This is a genomic window from Bacillus sp. FSL L8-0358, from assembly GCF_038593095.1.
GTDB classification, from domain to species: Bacteria; Bacillota; Bacilli; order Bacillales; family Bacillaceae; genus Bacillus; species Bacillus subtilis.
Genome location: NZ_CP151962.1, coordinates 2,100,761 through 2,115,680 on the forward strand (window position 1 = coordinate 2,100,761; position 14,920 = coordinate 2,115,680).

Below are 14,920 nucleotides of genomic sequence, written 5' to 3' on the forward strand. Positions count from 1 at the left end.
ACAGCTTATTTCTGCTATTCAATCCAGGAATCAATGTGCTATCACCAAGAATCTCAGAACAGACCATAAAAAATGACTGGAGGTTTGTTACGGATGAGTTCTTTAACGATGCAAGTGACGAAAAGGCTGGAGACATTTTTACAGGGAACAAAGAAGCTTTATATTGACGGAAAGTTTGTTCCGAGTGCCTCAGGGGCAACCTTTGACACTCCAAACCCGGCGACCGGCGAAACCTTGATGACGCTGTATGAAGCCCAGGCTGCGGATGTGGACAAAGCGGTTAAAGCTGCCCGGAAAGCCTTTGACCAAGGTGAATGGAGAACAATGTCTCCAGCTTCAAGAAGCAGACTGATGTATAAGCTGGCAGACTTAATGGAAGAGCATAAAACTGAGCTTGCTCAGCTTGAAACACTTGATAATGGGAAACCCATCAATGAAACGACTAATGGAGATATTCCGCTGGCTATTGAGCATATGCGCTATTACGCCGGCTGGTGTACAAAAATAACAGGACAGACGATTCCGGTTTCCGGCGCTTATTTTAATTATACGCGTCATGAGCCTGTCGGTGTCGTCGGCCAGATCATTCCATGGAATTTCCCGCTCCTGATGGCGATGTGGAAAATGGGCGCGGCACTTGCAACAGGCTGTACAATCGTCCTCAAACCGGCTGAACAAACACCGCTTTCAGCTCTTTATTTGGCAGAATTAATTGACCAAGCCGGTTTCCCTGCCGGTGTAATCAACATCATCCCAGGATTCGGTGAAGATGCGGGAGAAGCGCTGACGAACCACGAAGCGGTTGATAAAATTGCCTTTACCGGTTCCACTGAAATCGGAAAGAAAATCATGTCCACCGCAGCGAAAAGCATTAAGCGTGTTACATTGGAGCTGGGCGGAAAATCGCCTAATATTCTTCTGCCGGATGCGAATTTGAAAAAAGCCATCCCGGGCGCTTTAAACGGTGTGATGTTTAACCAGGGCCAAGTCTGCTGTGCGGGCTCACGTGTCTTCATTCATAAAGACCAATATGATGAAGTTGTTGATGAAATGGCATCCTATGCTGAGTCACTCCGCCAAGGAGCGGGACTTCATAAAGATACTCAAATCGGGCCTCTCGTAAGCAAGGAACAGCATGAGCGCGTTCTTTCCTATATTCAAAAAGGAAAAGATGAAGGAGCAAAAGCAGTGACCGGCGGAAGCTGTCCTTTTGAAGCAGGATATTTTGTCGCACCGACTGTGTTTGCGAATGTTGAAGACGAAATGACCATCGCAAAAGAAGAAATTTTCGGACCCGTGCTGACTGCAATTCCGTACGAAACAGTCGATGAAGTTATTGAACGGGCAAACCATTCAGAATATGGGCTTGCAGCCGGACTATGGACAGAGAACGTCAAGCAGGCACACTATATCGCGGACCGACTTCAAGCCGGAACCGTTTGGGTGAACTGCTATAATGTGTTTGACGCGGCGTCTCCATTTGGCGGTTATAAACAGTCAGGACTCGGACGAGAAATGGGATCATATGCCTTGGATAATTACACAGAAGTCAAAAGTGTATGGATAAACCTTGAAGACTAACATGTATGTTTAAAAAACTGCTGCCTGCCAGCAGTTTTTTTCTTTCTGTAATGGCAGTAAAAGACGCTGAATATATATGCTTCTGAAGGAGTTGAGCGTGATGGGCACACTTCAGGAGAAAGTGAGGCGTTTTCAAAAGAAAACCATTACGGAGTTAAGAGACAGGCAGAATACTGATGGTTCATGGACATTTTGCTTTGAAGGACCAATCATGACAAATTCCTTTTTTATTTTGCTCCTTACCTCACTAGATGAAGGCGAAAATGAAAAAGAACTGATATCATCCCTTGCAGCCGGCATTCATGCAAAACAGCAGCCAGACGGCACATTTATCAACTATCCCGATGAAACGCGCGGAAATCTAACGGCTACCGTCCAAGGATATGTCGGGATGCTGGCTTCAGGATGTTTTCACAGATCTGAGCCGCACATGAAGAAAGCTGAACAATTTATCATCTCACATGGCGGTTTGAGACATGTTCATTTTATGACAAAATGGATGCTTGCCGCGAACGGGCTTTATCCTTGGCCTGCTTTGTATTTACCATTATCACTCATGGCGCTCCCCCCAACATTGCCGATTCATTTCTATCAGTTCAGCTCATATGCCCGTATTCATTTTGCTCCTATGGCTGTAACACTCAATCAGCGATTTGTCCTTATTAACCGCAATATTTCATCTCTTCACCATCTCGATCCGCACATGACAAAAAATCCTTTCACTTGGCTTCGGTCTGATGCTTTCGAAGAAAGAGATCTCACGTCTATTTTGTCACATTGGAAACGCGTTTTTCATGCACCATTTGCTTTTCAGCAGCTGGGCCTACAGACAGCTAAAACGTATATGCTGGACCGGATTGAAAAAGATGGAACATTATACAGCTATGCGAGCGCAACCATATATATGGTTTACAGCCTTCTGTCACTTGGTGTGTCACGCTATTCTCCTGTTATCAGGAGGGCGATTACCGGCATTAAATCACTGGTGACTAAATGCAACGGGATTCCTTATCTGGAAAACTCTACTTCAACTGTTTGGGATACAGCTCTAATCAGCTATGCCCTTCAAAAAAATGGTGTGACCGAAAAGGATGGCTCTGTTACAAAAGCAGCCGACTTTTTGCTAGAACGCCAGCATACCAAAACAGCAGATTGGTCTGTCAAAAATCCAAATTCAGTTCCTGGCGGCTGGGGGTTTTCAAACATTAATACAAATAACCCTGACTGTGACGACACTGCAGCCGTTTTAAAGGCGATTCCCCGCAATCATTCTCCTGCAGCATGGGAGCGAGGGGTATCTTGGCTTTTATCGATGCAAAACAATGACGGCGGATTTTCTGCTTTCGAAAAAAACGTGAACCATCCACTGATCCGCCTTCTGCCGCTTGAATCCGCCGAGGACGCTGCAGTTGACCCTTCAACCGCCGACCTCACCGGACGTGTACTGCACTTTTTAGGCGAGAAAGTTGGCTTCACAGAAAAACATCAACATATTCAACGCGCAGTGAAGTGGCTTTTCGAACATCAGGAACAAAATGGGTCTTGGTACGGCAGATGGGGTGTTTGCTACATTTACGGCACTTGGGCTGCTCTTACTGGTATGCATGCATGCGGGGTTGACCGAAAGCATCCCGGTATACAAAAGGCTCTGCGTTGGCTCAAATCTATACAAAATGATGACGGAAGCTGGGGAGAATCCTGCAAAAGCGCCGAAATCAAAACATATGTACCGCTTCATAGAGGAACCATTGTACAAACGGCCTGGGCTTTAGACGCTTTGCTCACATATGAAAATTCCGAACACCCGTCAGTTGTGAAAGGCATGCAATACCTTACCGACAGCAGTTCGCATAGCTCCGATAGCCTCGCGTATCCAGCAGGGATCGGATTGCCGAAGCAATTTTATATTCGCTATCACAGTTATCCATATGTATTTTCTTTGCTGGCTGTCGGAAAGTATTTAGATTCTATTGAAAAGGAGACAGCAAATGAAACGTGAATCTTATCAAACGGAGATGTTCAATTGGTGTGAAGCCCTGAAAGATCAGATTCAAAAGCGAGGACAGCTTGACCAGTTTGAAGATCAAATCGACAAGATGATTGAGGCTCTGGAAGATGACCAAACAACAGAAGAAGATTGGTATAAACAGGCCGCTGCCCTTTATCGGGATATTACAGAATCAGATGATACAAGTGAAAGACGCGCTTATGTTCCTATAGGGAAACACGTGCTGCCAAAACTTCCTTACAAATACTCCGCCTTAGAACCTTATATTTCACGCGATATTATGGTCCTTCATCATACAAAACATCATCAAAGCTATGTCGATGGCCTGAACAAAGCAGAATCAGAGCTTAAAAAAGCGAGAGCAACAAAGAATTATGACTTAATCACTCATTGGGAAAGAGAGCTTGCGTTCCATGGAGCAGGCCATTATTTGCATAGTATTTTTTGGTTTTCTATGCATCCAAACGGAAAACGGCGTCCTACAGGGGCATTGTTCCAAATGATAGACCTTTCATTTGGAAGCTATTCCGCTTTTAAAGAACATTTTACCCAAGCCGCTAAAAAAGTGGAAGGCGTCGGCTGGGCCATTCTGGTCTGGGCACCTCGATCAGGACGGCTGGAGATTTTAACGGCAGAAAAACACCAGCTCTTCAGCCAATGGGATGTAATCCCCCTTTTACCGCTTGACGTATGGGAGCATGCCTACTATTTGCAATACAAAAATGACCGGGCCAGCTATGTCGATCACTGGTGGAATGTCGTGGATTGGCGCGAGGCAGAAAAACGTTTTGAGCAGGCAAAAGAAGTCGTTTGGAAGCTCTATTAAAAAAAGCCCCCTTTCCCCGGGGGCTTCGTGTTTTAAAAAATCCCTACCACATGCAAAAACACGATGATGATGGCAACAGGAGATAGATATCGAATGAGCAGCAGCCAAACCGCAAACCACTTTCGTTTGAGATTGGAACCGCTTTTCAGCTCGTCAAACAAATCCTGTTTCGGTATTTTTAGCGGAACAAAAATCGAAATCAGTAACGCACCTAACGGCATTAAAATATTGCTCACAAGATAGTCAGCCGCATCAAAAATAGACAGATGAAATATAGAGACGTCACTTAAGACACCGTATGATAATGCAGACGGCACACCGACAATAAAAATAGCAATTCCGCCTAACCAAGCGAATCGTTTTCTCTTATTGACATCGCCTTTCGACAGTACTGCGACCAAAATTTCCAGCATTGAAAAAGCAGATGTCAATGCAGCAAATAAAAATAGAAGTAAAAATGCTAATAAAAAGATAATTCCGAACGGCATTTGATTAAACACAGTCGGCAGCACGTTAAATAACAGAACCGGGCCTTGGTCTGGTTTGAGGCCGAATGAAAAGACAGCTGGAAAAATCGCAATTCCGGCCATTACAGCAACAAGCATGTTCATAACAGTTACAGATACAGCGGACTGTACCAGATTTTCCTGTTTCTCTAAATAAGCGCTATACGTTACCATGACAGATACACCGACACTTAATAAGAAAAAGGATTGTCCCATTGCATATAAAATGGTATTGGCATCAATTGCAGTTAAATCAGGCATCAGGAAAAATTTGATTCCTTCCATCGCGCCATCAAGTGTAACCGAACGCACCATTAAAATGATGAATAATAGAAAAAGCGCCGGCATTAATACTTGGCTTGCTTTTTCAATTCCGCTGCTTACCCCTTTTGCAACAACTAAAATTGTTACCACCATAAAGAGCAGCTGGCCTCCTACAGCCAAATAAGGATTTGAAATGGTACTTGCAAATATCGTATCAAAACCAGATGTTTGCGATAAACCGCCAGTGAAGCCTTTTATAATATAAATTAAAATCCATCCGCCGACGACACTGTAGAAAGATAGAAGAATAAAGCACGTCACCATGCCTAAATAACCGATCCAATGCCACTTCGTTCCTGGAGCAAGTGTTTTATAGGACTGAACGGCATCTTTCTGTGTTCTTCTGCCTATGATGAATTCACCTAACAATAAAGGCAGTCCGATTAAAACCGTAAATAAAATAAAAATAAGTAAAAATGCGCCTCCTCCGCTGGTTCCGGCAACATATGGGAATTTCCATATCGCACCAAGCCCGATAGCTGATCCTGCCGCGGCTAAAATAAAGCCGAGCTTCGAAGACCATTGATTTGCTTCCTTCACCGTATCACTCCTATTTGATCTAACCATTATAAAGGTTCATTGTAAGAATATCTTCCTATATAGTCAAGAACATTTTGATTAGTTTACATCATATATCTATAGACATCTGCCAAAAACTAATATTGAATTATTCAGAAAATTATTTATAATAAGAGAATGTTATGAAATTTGTAAGAATTTCTGCTGAAGTTCTTGATAAGTGTGTTAGGAGTGTTTTTATGGACATCATTAGAAAAATAAGTCATTTTGCAGGACAAACCTTTGGCATATGGGTCATTGTTTTTGCAGTGCTGGGATTTTCTTTCCCATCTTTATTTACGTGGATCAGTTCTTATATTACGATTTTTCTCGGCATTATCATGTTTGGGATGGGCCTTACACTGCAAGCCGATGATTTCAAAGAGCTAGTCAGAAAGCCTTGGCAGTTATTATTGGAGTAATAGCTCAGTATACGATCATGCCGCTCGTTGCTTTCGGCCTCGCATTTGGGCTTCATCTTCCAGCTGAAATCGCAGTTGGTGTTATTCTTGTCGGCTGCTGTCCCGGGGGAACTGCATCTAATGTTATGACATTCTTAGCAAAAGGAAATACTGCCCTTTCTGTTGCGGTTACGACAATTTCTACCTTATTGGCACCTGTTGTAACACCGTTGTTGATTATGCTGTTTGCCAAAGAATGGCTTCCTGTCTCACCGGGGTCTTTGTTTATCTCAATCTTACAGGCGGTTTTATTTCCGATCATTGCAGGTTTGATTGTCAAAATGTTTTTCAGAAAACAAGTGGCAAAAGCCGTACATGCCCTTCCGCTTGTTTCTGTCATTGGCATCGTTGCGATTGTCTCAGCTGTCGTCAGCGGCAATCAGGAAAATCTGCTTCAATCGGGGTTGCTCATTTTTTCAGTTGTTATCCTGCATAACGGTATCGGTTATTTACTTGGGTTTCTTTGTGCAAAGCTTTTAAAAATGGATTACCCGTCTCAAAAAGCGATTGCAATCGAAGTCGGCATGCAAAACTCCGGGCTTGGGGCTGCACTTGCCACGGCTCATTTCTCACCGCTATCTGCCGTACCAAGCGCAATATTCAGTGTGTGGCATAACCTTTCAGGTTCTATGCTTGCAACATATTGGTCAAAAAAAGTGAAAAAGAAACAAGCTGGATCCAAAAGCAGCAATCTATCACTTTAAATATGCATCAAAAAAGGTACATCACTTTATCGTGATGTACCCTTTTTTATTATCCTTCTAATAAAAGCTGTTCAGGATCTTCCAGTAAATTTTTGATTGTCACGAGGAAACCAACCGCTTCTTTACCGTCTACAATTCGGTGATCATAAGATAAAGCGATATACATCATCGGACGGTTTTCGAAACGCTCTTCATCAATGGCTACAGGGCGCAGCTGAATCTTATGCATGCCCAGTATACCGACTTGCGGGCTGTTTAAAATTGGAGTTGACATCAATGAACCGAAAGTCCCTCCGTTTGTAATCGTGAAGGAGCCTCCCTGAAGCTCGCTAAGGGTTAATTTATTGTTTCTTGCTTTTTTCGCAAGCTCGCCGATCTCTTTTTCGATTCCTGCAAATGTCAGGCGATCCGCATCCCGCACAACCGGAACGACAAGACCTTCATCAGCAGCAACAGCGATTCCGATATCGTAGAATTTTTTAACGATCAACTCATCGCCTTGAATTTCTGCATTCAACAGCGGATATTTTTTCAATGCAGCCACGACCGCTTTCGTGAAGAAAGACATAAAGCCGAGCTTCACTTCATTTTGCTCAAAGAATTGATCTTTGCGGCGTTTTCTGAGATTCATGACAGCCGTCATGTCCACTTCATTAAATGTGGTCAGCATCGCTGATGTTTGCTGTACCTCTACAAGGCGTTTTGCAATCGTTTGTCTGCGGCGTGACATTTTTTGCACTTCAACAGGTTTGTCAAAGCTTTGCTGTGCTTTTTGAGCCTGAGGCTGCTGCTTTTGCTGAGGAGCCGGTTTTGATGCCGGTTTTTCGTACGCTTCGACATCCTGCTTGCGCACTCTTCCAAGCGGATCTCCAGTTGGAACTTGAGACAGGTCAATTCCTTTTTCTCTCGCCAGCTTACGGGCCGACGGAGAAGCAATCGTTCTTGATTTTGCTTCAGATTGTGCTTCCTCGCTCACCTCTTGTGCAGCTGGTTCAGGTTTCTCTTCTTTTATGCTTTCCTTGCTTTCTGCTTTCTCTGTAGGAGCAGGGGCAGAACTTTCACCCGCGCCTTCTGAAATCGTACCGATAATTTCTCCGACCTGGACGGTATCACCCGAATCTTTCAATACCTCTTGAAGTACACCCGATTCTTCTGCTGTCAATTCAACATTCACTTTATCCGTTTCTAGTTCAAGCAGATATTCACCCTGTTCTACATAGTCACCAGGCTGCTTTAACCATTGGGCTATTGTTCCTTCTGAGATTGATTCTGCTAATTCAGGTACCTTAATTTCCGCCATTTTTTCATTTCCCCCTTAGTTTTTGCGAGTCAAGCTATCAGATACAATACGTTCCTGTTCTTTTTTATGAACTGTCGGATCTCCCTCTGCAGGGCTGGATCGTCTTCTTCGTCCAATATATTGAACGCTTACTCCCTCTGGTGCAATCTCTGTCAAATACGGGCTGATATAACCCCAAGCCCCCATGTTCTGCGGCTCTTCCTGCACCCAAACGATTTCTTTCAGGTTCGGAAGTTTTGCAAATAACTCTTTGACTCCTTTTGCCGGGAATGGATACAGCTGTTCAATTCTCGCAATGTGAAGCCACTCTTTACCGTCTTCTAACTTATTAAAATGATCACTGATGTCTATAGACACTTTACCGCTGGATAATACAAGTCTGGTTACTTTTTCATAGTCATGAGAAAGTCCCGACTGTTCATAAACAGGCTGGAAGCGGCTTTCGCTGAGCTCCTGCACTTCCGACACCGTATTTGGGTTGCGAAGAAGGCTCTTCGGCGTCATAATGACGAGCGGTCTGATTTCTTCACGAAGCAGCATTTTAGCCTGTCTTCTTAAAATATGGAAATACTGTGCCGCGCTTGTCAGGTTGGCAACCGTCCAGTTGTTTTCCGCTGCAAGCTGCAAGAATCGCTCGATTCTTCCGCTTGAGTGCTCAGGCCCCTGTCCCTCGTAACCGTGCGGAAGCAGCATGACTAATCCAGATTTTTGGCCCCATTTCGCGCGTCCGGCAGAAATAAATTGGTCAAAATACACTTGAGCAGCGTTGGCAAAATCTCCGTACTGTGCTTCCCACAAAACAAGCGTTTCCGGTGAATGCACGTTATAGCCGTATTCAAAACCGAGAACCGATCCTTCAGACAGCGGGCTGTTATGAACAGCAAATGATGTGCTGCAGTCAGATAAGTGATGAAGCGGCACAAATTCTTTGCCCGTCTCACTGTCATGAAGCACAAGGTTTCTTTGGGCGAACGTTCCGCGCTCGGAATCCTGTCCTGTTAAACGAATCGGTGTTCCGTCTTTCAAAATTGAAGCAAACGCGAGTGATTCTGCCAAAGACCATTCCACTTTTCTATCATCATCGAACGCCTTGGCGCGTCTTTCTAAAATGCGCTTTAGCTTGCCGAAAACATTAAATGACTTCGGCCAGTTGATCAATTCGCCATTCAGCTTGCGGAGCACATCAAAATCAATCGAAGTGTCCACATCTGGGAAACCGTTTGATACAGGCTCTGGAAGTTCAATTTCACAGGCAGTGTGTTCCTTTTTAGACGGAACTTTCTGATATGCATCCTCAATGCGCTTCGTTACCGATTTTTCGATGTTTTGAACAACTTCCTCGGTAAGCACGCCTTCTTTTACCAGCTTTTCAGCGAAAATTTGTTTGACGGTCGGATGCTTTCTGACAGCATCATACAGCATTGGCTGAGTGGTTGACGGTTCATCCATTTCGTTGTGTCCATAGCGTCTGTACCCGATCAAATCAATCAGAAAATCTTTGTTGAATGTTTTTCGGTATTCGACCGCAAACTTAACAGCTGAAAGACAAGCTTCAGGATCGTCCGCATTCACGTGAACAATCGGAATTTCATAACCCTTGGCCAGGTCACTGGCATATTTTGTCGATCTGGATTCAGCGCTTTCTGTTGTGAATCCGATCATGTTATTGGCGATAATATGAATCGCACCGCCTACTTGATACCCTTTTAAAGAGCTTAAATTCAATGTTTCAGCTACAATTCCTTCCCCAGGGAATGCAGCGTCTCCATGGATTAAAATGGCCAGCGATTTTGTTTCATCTTGGACCGGGTATCCGCTTTGTGTTCGCGTTTCCTGTGCCGCTCTTGTGCTGCCTTCAACAATCGGATTGATAAATTCCAAGTGGCTCGGGTTGTTCGCTAACGTAATGCGCGCTGATTTTGTTTCAGCGTCTTGAAGCTCCCGATTCGCCCCCAAATGGTATTTGACATCCCCTGTCCATCCGTAGCTGATTCCAATTGATCCCTCAGACGGAACAAGATCTTTATTCGGCGCATGCTGGAATTCAGAGAAGATGATTTCATACGGTTTGCCGAGCACATGTGCCAAGACATTCAGGCGTCCCCTGTGCGCCATCCCGATGTTGACACTTGTCGTGCCTGATTTGACAGATTGTGCAATAATGTCATCAAGAACTGGAACAAGAGCGTCCAGACCCTCAATGGAAAAGCGCTTCTGCCCGACGAATGTGCGGTGTAAAAACTGCTCAAAGCCCTCTACTTCAGTCAGTCTTTCCAGCACAGCTGACAGCTTTTCAGCTGAGTTCTTCTGGAACAGCTCGCCAGATTCAATCTTTCTTGTCAGCCACTCGCGCTCTTTGAAGTCATGCACATGGTCAAATTCAAAAGAGATGGTTCTTTTATACGTATTTCGTAAATACTGAATGGCTTCTAAACCGTTCGTAATGTTTTTAGGAGCGTCTTTGCAGATGACTGACGCAGGTATTGCTTTTATTTCCTCTTCTGTTAGCCCGTAATCGGATAATGGAAAAAGTTCGCTCTTTTTCTCATCCTTTCTGAGCGGATTGACGGAAGCGTTCAAATGGCCATAGGTTCGGATATCTTCTGCAAGTCTGACTGCGGATGCGATCTTTTGAATCAGATCGGCTGTAACACGTCCCTTTTCTTTTGTTCCCGAGGCCTCTTTTATATCGCTTGGCGGAGCACCGAGCTCGTCGAACATTTCCTTCAAATCCGGGTCAATGCTGTTCGGATCCTGGGTATACTGATCGTAAAGCTCCAGCGCATAGCCGAGGTTCGGACCGTAAAAATCTTCCCAATTCATTCGTTGTTTCATACTATTTTGAAACATTTGAATATTACCCCCAACTTAAATAATCAAGTGATTGATTCACTATCTTGAAATAACTTTCGAACGCTGTGTCCAAAATTATGTAATAAAAACGCTTCCAACGATATTTTACCACTGTTTGCAATTTGATTCTACCTTGATTGTTCACAAAATAGTAAAAAACCTTTATAAAAAACAAAAAATTTAATCATTCGAAAAAACAAACGCCAAAAAGCATAGGATTAAGGGCTATCCTATGCTTTTATGAAGCAGTTTTTTCAGCAGCGGATACAAAACATCCGGTAGCTGATCAACATCCGGGACAAATATACTGAATTTTCCGTACATATCCTGGATCGTCTTCATTTGCGATTCTTCTATTTCTGAGTTGGAGAGAAAAACATTTATCACTTCTATTCCTCTTTTTCGGGCTTCGATAACCGCCTCACTTGTATCGACGATCCCATTTTGTTCGTAGCCAAATGCGGCCGGCTCTCCATCTGAGAAAACAATTAAAAACTTTTGCGCCTCGCTGCGATGCAGCATTTTTTTCGTCATCTGCCTAATTGCGTACCCGTCACGGTTATCTTCTTCTGGCTCAAGCTGCATAATGGCCGGTCCAGACTCTTGTCTTAATGATGATTGGAAGGGAATAACCGTATTGAAATAGTTTGGCTGGCTTGTTTCGGTTGCATCATTTGTGTCCTCCCAGAAACCGACAATCTGATGCGGAACCGCTACCGATTTCAACGCTTCGTGAAACAGCACGATCCCTCGTTTTGTTTCGTCCATTTTGTCGAACATGCTGGCTGAACAATCGACCAGCAATGTAAAAACTGCGTCGATTTCTGAAGAGGGTTCTTGCTTTTTGTAGAACAGGCGCGGATTTCGCTCAGTGAAGTAACGAAGAAGCTTATTATTCAGTCTCCCGGCATGAAGATCTGTTCTCGGCAATGTTTTTTTATGCTCCAGCGTTTTTTGAATCATTTGTTTCAAACGCTTTTGATACGATTCAATCGTTTTTGCCTGCTGGCTATAAGAAAGCTCTTCTTCACTGGTTGCCGGCTGCGGTTCTTTATAAATTGGAAATGCATATTTATTTTCTTTGCCGTCAGCCATACCCGCTCCGTTCGGCTGGTCTTTTTGGGACTCCAGCGCTTCCAGCTTGGAATAGTCTTTCCGTTTCGTTTGTCTGGCTGATCCTTGAACAGAGCCAAGGGCCTGATCTCCATCGTCACCTTCCCTTGAAGCATCTTTTCCTAAATCTGATTTTGCGCCGTGTTCAATATCAAATTGAAGGAAGCTTTTAGACGGTGCTTCTGTTTCCCGGTGCCATGTCGGCATTTCTTCTTCATGGATATCCTCATCACCGTCTGATTGTTTTGGAAGCGTGATGTCATCACTCAGCTTCGGCGCTTTTTTCTCTTCTTCAAATAACGGCTGTTCTGCAGCTTTTGCGTAGTCAAGCTCAGGCAAAAAGAAGTAGGTGTTCAACATGTCTTTATCGAGCACCTCTTCAAGCCCATCCATGAGGTCCTCAACAATTTTCAGAACCTGCCGTGTCGAATCTGCTTCATACACACGCAAGAGCTGCTGCTCAATAAACGGGCGCATCAGATCGATATCTTCACGCATGGACGGAAGGGTCTCAAGCGGCGATTCCGCTGTGAGCTTGACATAGATCGCGCAAAAGAGCGCATCGGTAAAAATGCTTCGTTCCAAATTTAAGGTCAGCTGAGTTGAGAAATGTTTTCTGTACATGTCTTTTCGCTTCGCAAATACTTGTTTCGTACCCGGGCGCTCACGTTTGATGCATTCTTCGATTCTAATGTCTTCAAGCAGCATAAAGAGCTGCTTGGCAAAACTTTTAAACGTAAGATGGCGATGGATATCATTCAAAAAGTTCGAATACTCATGCAGCGAGCTATATCTTGTTCCGACTGAACGCAGGTAGACGTCGCTTTTCAGACCCGCTTCCATGTCCTCAGCTGCCCTGTCTTTCCAAAAGTGGCTCATATAGATTTTCTTTTCAAATGGATTGTAATAGGACTGAACGCCATACTCCACTTCTACCGCTTCACTCTTGGTGAGTGTTTTGGCCAAATCAGTCAGCATCATAAATAAAAATGAATCAATCGTGCTGTCGTTAAATTTGATAAATTTCATCGCAGCCCCCTCATTCAAACAGAGTTTCTGCAATATTTCGGACGGCCGCTTTTTCCCGATCATCATCAAGCTTTTCTACAATTCCCCGCTCAATGGCACGACGCGGCGGAATATAAGCAGCTAAATCACATGTATCGATTAAAGCTCTGATGGATGCCGCTTCTTCAGACACCTGTCCGTTATTGGTCTGAACGATCAAGTCAGAGGAAAGCGTGATAAATCTGTCAATCAATTTCTCGTCTTTCAAGGCTGACTGAGACATGAGCACTTGTTTCAGCAGCTCGCCTTTAATATAAGGCACATCAATGATGACAAAACGGTTTTTCAACGCTTCATTCAGAGGAACAGTTCCGACATAGCCTTCATTGATGGCTGCAATGACTCCGAAACCGCTTTTAGCCCGTATGACCTCGCCTGTAAACGGATTTGTCATCATTTTTCTGTAATCTAATACACCGTTTAAAATAGGCAGTGTTTCCGGCTTCGCCATATTGATTTCATCTATATAAAGAAAATGGCCTTCCTTCATTGCCTTTGTAACAGGTCCTGAAACAAACTCGATTGTCGCCTGGCCAGATTGATTTTCAATCGTTTTATAACCGACCAATGCCTCAGCGTCCAAGTCGACTGAACAGTTGACGCTGTGCATCGGTTTATGAAAATAGCTGGACAATGTTTCTGCCAGCTTTGTTTTTCCTGAACCTGTAGGCCCTTTCAGCAGGACATTTTTCCCCATGGCTAATGCAATAATGGCGTCAAATAAAATGGCTTCATCCTCCGCCTCATAGCCTGATGTTCCTATAAGCGATTGAAACTCTGGGGAAATAGGCTGCTCTTTATATGATAAAAGCTTTTGTTGTATATCTTCCGGCAATGTTAAGTGCTGTAGTTGAGTTGTCATAGACAGATTCCCTTTCCTATTCATATTCCATTAACGAGTATACTAAAAAAGCCCCTGTATGCTCAATACAAAAGGGCTTGGATGATATTACTGCTTCTCGTTATTTCCCAAAAGGGCTCCGCAGACAATACGCGCACCGGAATTGCCGCTTGGGTTTGTCAGATAATCGTCGGCTTGTTCATGAATAATAAATGCACTTCCGTCCTCATCGAGAATATTTAGTTTACTTCCTTTTTTCAGTGAAGTGTCAGGCGCATTCATAATGACATCTACCTTTCCATCAGCACCGACTTCAAGGTTCGGCAGATCTCCGGCATGATGCCCCATCGGATTGTTGAAGCCGTGTTCTTTGTTCAGTGGATTAAAGGGACCGCCCGCTGATTCAAAATCCGGCCTGACACAAGAACCTTTCTCATAAATATGAAAACCGAGAGAAGCACCTGGACGAAGGCTGTTTGCGGAAATATGAATATCGAGGCCTTCATCATCTGATTCTTTGATCTCTATAAAACCGACTGCTTTCCCTTCACGATTGACCAGTTGGACATGATGACCAAACGCTGACGTTTCAACCACTTTTTTTTCCGGCACCCGGTTAGGAGGGTCTGGAGGTTTTTTTTGTCCGCATCCGGCAACTCCCAGTGCCGTCAGCATCATCAACAGCAAGAGACGGTACATACTGTCTCCCCCTTGTTTTTTCTAACAGTGTGGTCAATCATTGTCTGGTATAAACAAAAAAGCCTATAAAAGGCTTTT

At 44.0% G+C, this 14,920-nt stretch carries 10 protein-coding genes and 1 pseudogene; 5 read left to right on the plus strand and 6 right to left on the minus strand.

The annotated features are described in order from the left end of the window. Positions 1 to 93 precede the first annotated feature (93 nt). From dhaS to NYE49_RS10520, 3 genes are all read left to right on the plus strand, one after another. Positions 94 to 1,581, plus strand: coding sequence for an aldehyde dehydrogenase DhaS (dhaS, locus tag NYE49_RS10510; RefSeq protein ID WP_015714095.1), 1,488 nt, complete (start codon positions 94 to 96; stop codon positions 1,579 to 1,581). Between the two features lie 100 nt (positions 1,582 to 1,681). Then, positions 1,682 to 3,580, plus strand: a complete 1,899-nt coding sequence (gene sqhC / locus NYE49_RS10515; protein ID WP_342410174.1) for a sporulenol synthase — start codon at positions 1,682 to 1,684, stop codon at positions 3,578 to 3,580. After that, positions 3,570 to 4,415, plus strand: a complete 846-nt coding sequence (locus NYE49_RS10520; protein WP_015251901.1) for a superoxide dismutase — start codon at positions 3,570 to 3,572, stop codon at positions 4,413 to 4,415. The genes sqhC and NYE49_RS10520 overlap by 11 nt, the downstream gene beginning before the upstream one ends. A 32-nt stretch (positions 4,416 to 4,447) precedes the next feature. Here the strand turns inward: NYE49_RS10520 and NYE49_RS10525 are convergent, their stop codons facing one another. Further along, entirely contained in the window at positions 4,448 to 5,785 is a 1,338-nt protein-coding gene (locus tag NYE49_RS10525; protein ID WP_014480024.1) for a sodium-dependent transporter, read from the minus strand. 218 nt (positions 5,786 to 6,003) lie between these two features. On the opposite strand from NYE49_RS10525, the gene NYE49_RS10530 reads away from it, so the two are divergent. Both NYE49_RS10530 and NYE49_RS10535 read left to right on the plus strand, forming a co-directional pair. Then, positions 6,004 to 6,225, plus strand: a complete 222-nt coding sequence (locus tag NYE49_RS10530) for a hypothetical protein (protein ID WP_342410175.1) — start codon at positions 6,004 to 6,006, stop codon at positions 6,223 to 6,225. Beyond that, positions 6,184 to 6,968: pseudogene (locus NYE49_RS10535) on the plus strand (bile acid:sodium symporter); the annotation flags it as partial. The gene NYE49_RS10530 and the pseudogene NYE49_RS10535, both read left to right, overlap by 42 nt. Before the next feature lie 49 nt (positions 6,969 to 7,017). On the opposite strand, the gene odhB reads toward NYE49_RS10535, so the two are convergent. The 5 genes from odhB to NYE49_RS10560 form a co-directional block, all read right to left on the minus strand. After that, entirely contained in the window at positions 7,018 to 8,268 is a 1,251-nt protein-coding gene (odhB, locus tag NYE49_RS10540; RefSeq protein WP_047182738.1) for a 2-oxoglutarate dehydrogenase complex dihydrolipoyllysine-residue succinyltransferase, read from the minus strand. A 15-nt stretch (positions 8,269 to 8,283) separates the two neighbouring features. Beyond that, entirely contained in the window at positions 8,284 to 11,118 is a 2,835-nt protein-coding gene (gene sucA, locus NYE49_RS10545; protein ID WP_047182739.1) for a 2-oxoglutarate dehydrogenase E1 component, read from the minus strand. 228 nt (positions 11,119 to 11,346) lie between these two features. Further along, a complete protein-coding gene (locus NYE49_RS10550; protein ID WP_047182740.1) occupies positions 11,347 to 13,263 on the minus strand; it encodes a nitric oxide reductase activation protein NorD in 1,917 nt (638 codons plus the stop codon). A 10-nt stretch (positions 13,264 to 13,273) separates the two neighbouring features. Next, on the minus strand, positions 13,274 to 14,188 hold the full coding sequence (locus tag NYE49_RS10555; RefSeq protein ID WP_080344203.1) for a MoxR family ATPase: 915 nt from the start codon (positions 14,186 to 14,188) through the stop codon (positions 13,274 to 13,276). A gap of 63 nt (positions 14,189 to 14,251) precedes the next feature. Then, a complete protein-coding gene (locus NYE49_RS10560; protein ID WP_015251895.1) occupies positions 14,252 to 14,842 on the minus strand; it encodes a superoxide dismutase family protein in 591 nt (196 codons plus the stop codon). Positions 14,843 to 14,920: the final 78 nt, after the last annotated feature.

Excerpts from the sequence above, each read along its gene's own strand:
- dhaS (WP_015714095.1), top strand. The coding sequence starts at position 94 with ATGAGTTCTTTAACGATGCAAGTGACGAAAAGGCTGGAGACATTTTTA.
- sqhC (WP_342410174.1), top strand. The coding sequence starts at position 1,682 with ATGGGCACACTTCAGGAGAAAGTGAGGCGTTTTCAAAAGAAAACCATT.
- NYE49_RS10520 (WP_015251901.1), top strand. The coding sequence starts at position 3,570 with ATGAAACGTGAATCTTATCAAACGGAGATGTTCAATTGGTGTGAAGCC.
- NYE49_RS10530 (WP_342410175.1), top strand. The coding sequence starts at position 6,004 with ATGGACATCATTAGAAAAATAAGTCATTTTGCAGGACAAACCTTTGGC.
- odhB (WP_047182738.1), bottom strand. The coding sequence starts at position 8,268 with ATGGCGGAAATTAAGGTACCTGAATTAGCAGAATCAATCTCAGAAGGA.
- sucA (WP_047182739.1), bottom strand. The coding sequence starts at position 11,118 with ATGTTTCAAAATAGTATGAAACAACGAATGAATTGGGAAGATTTTTAC.
- NYE49_RS10550 (WP_047182740.1), bottom strand. The coding sequence starts at position 13,263 with ATGAAATTTATCAAATTTAACGACAGCACGATTGATTCATTTTTATTT.
- NYE49_RS10555 (WP_080344203.1), bottom strand. The coding sequence starts at position 14,188 with ATGAATAGGAAAGGGAATCTGTCTATGACAACTCAACTACAGCACTTA.
- NYE49_RS10560 (WP_015251895.1), bottom strand. The coding sequence starts at position 14,842 with ATGTACCGTCTCTTGCTGTTGATGATGCTGACGGCACTGGGAGTTGCC.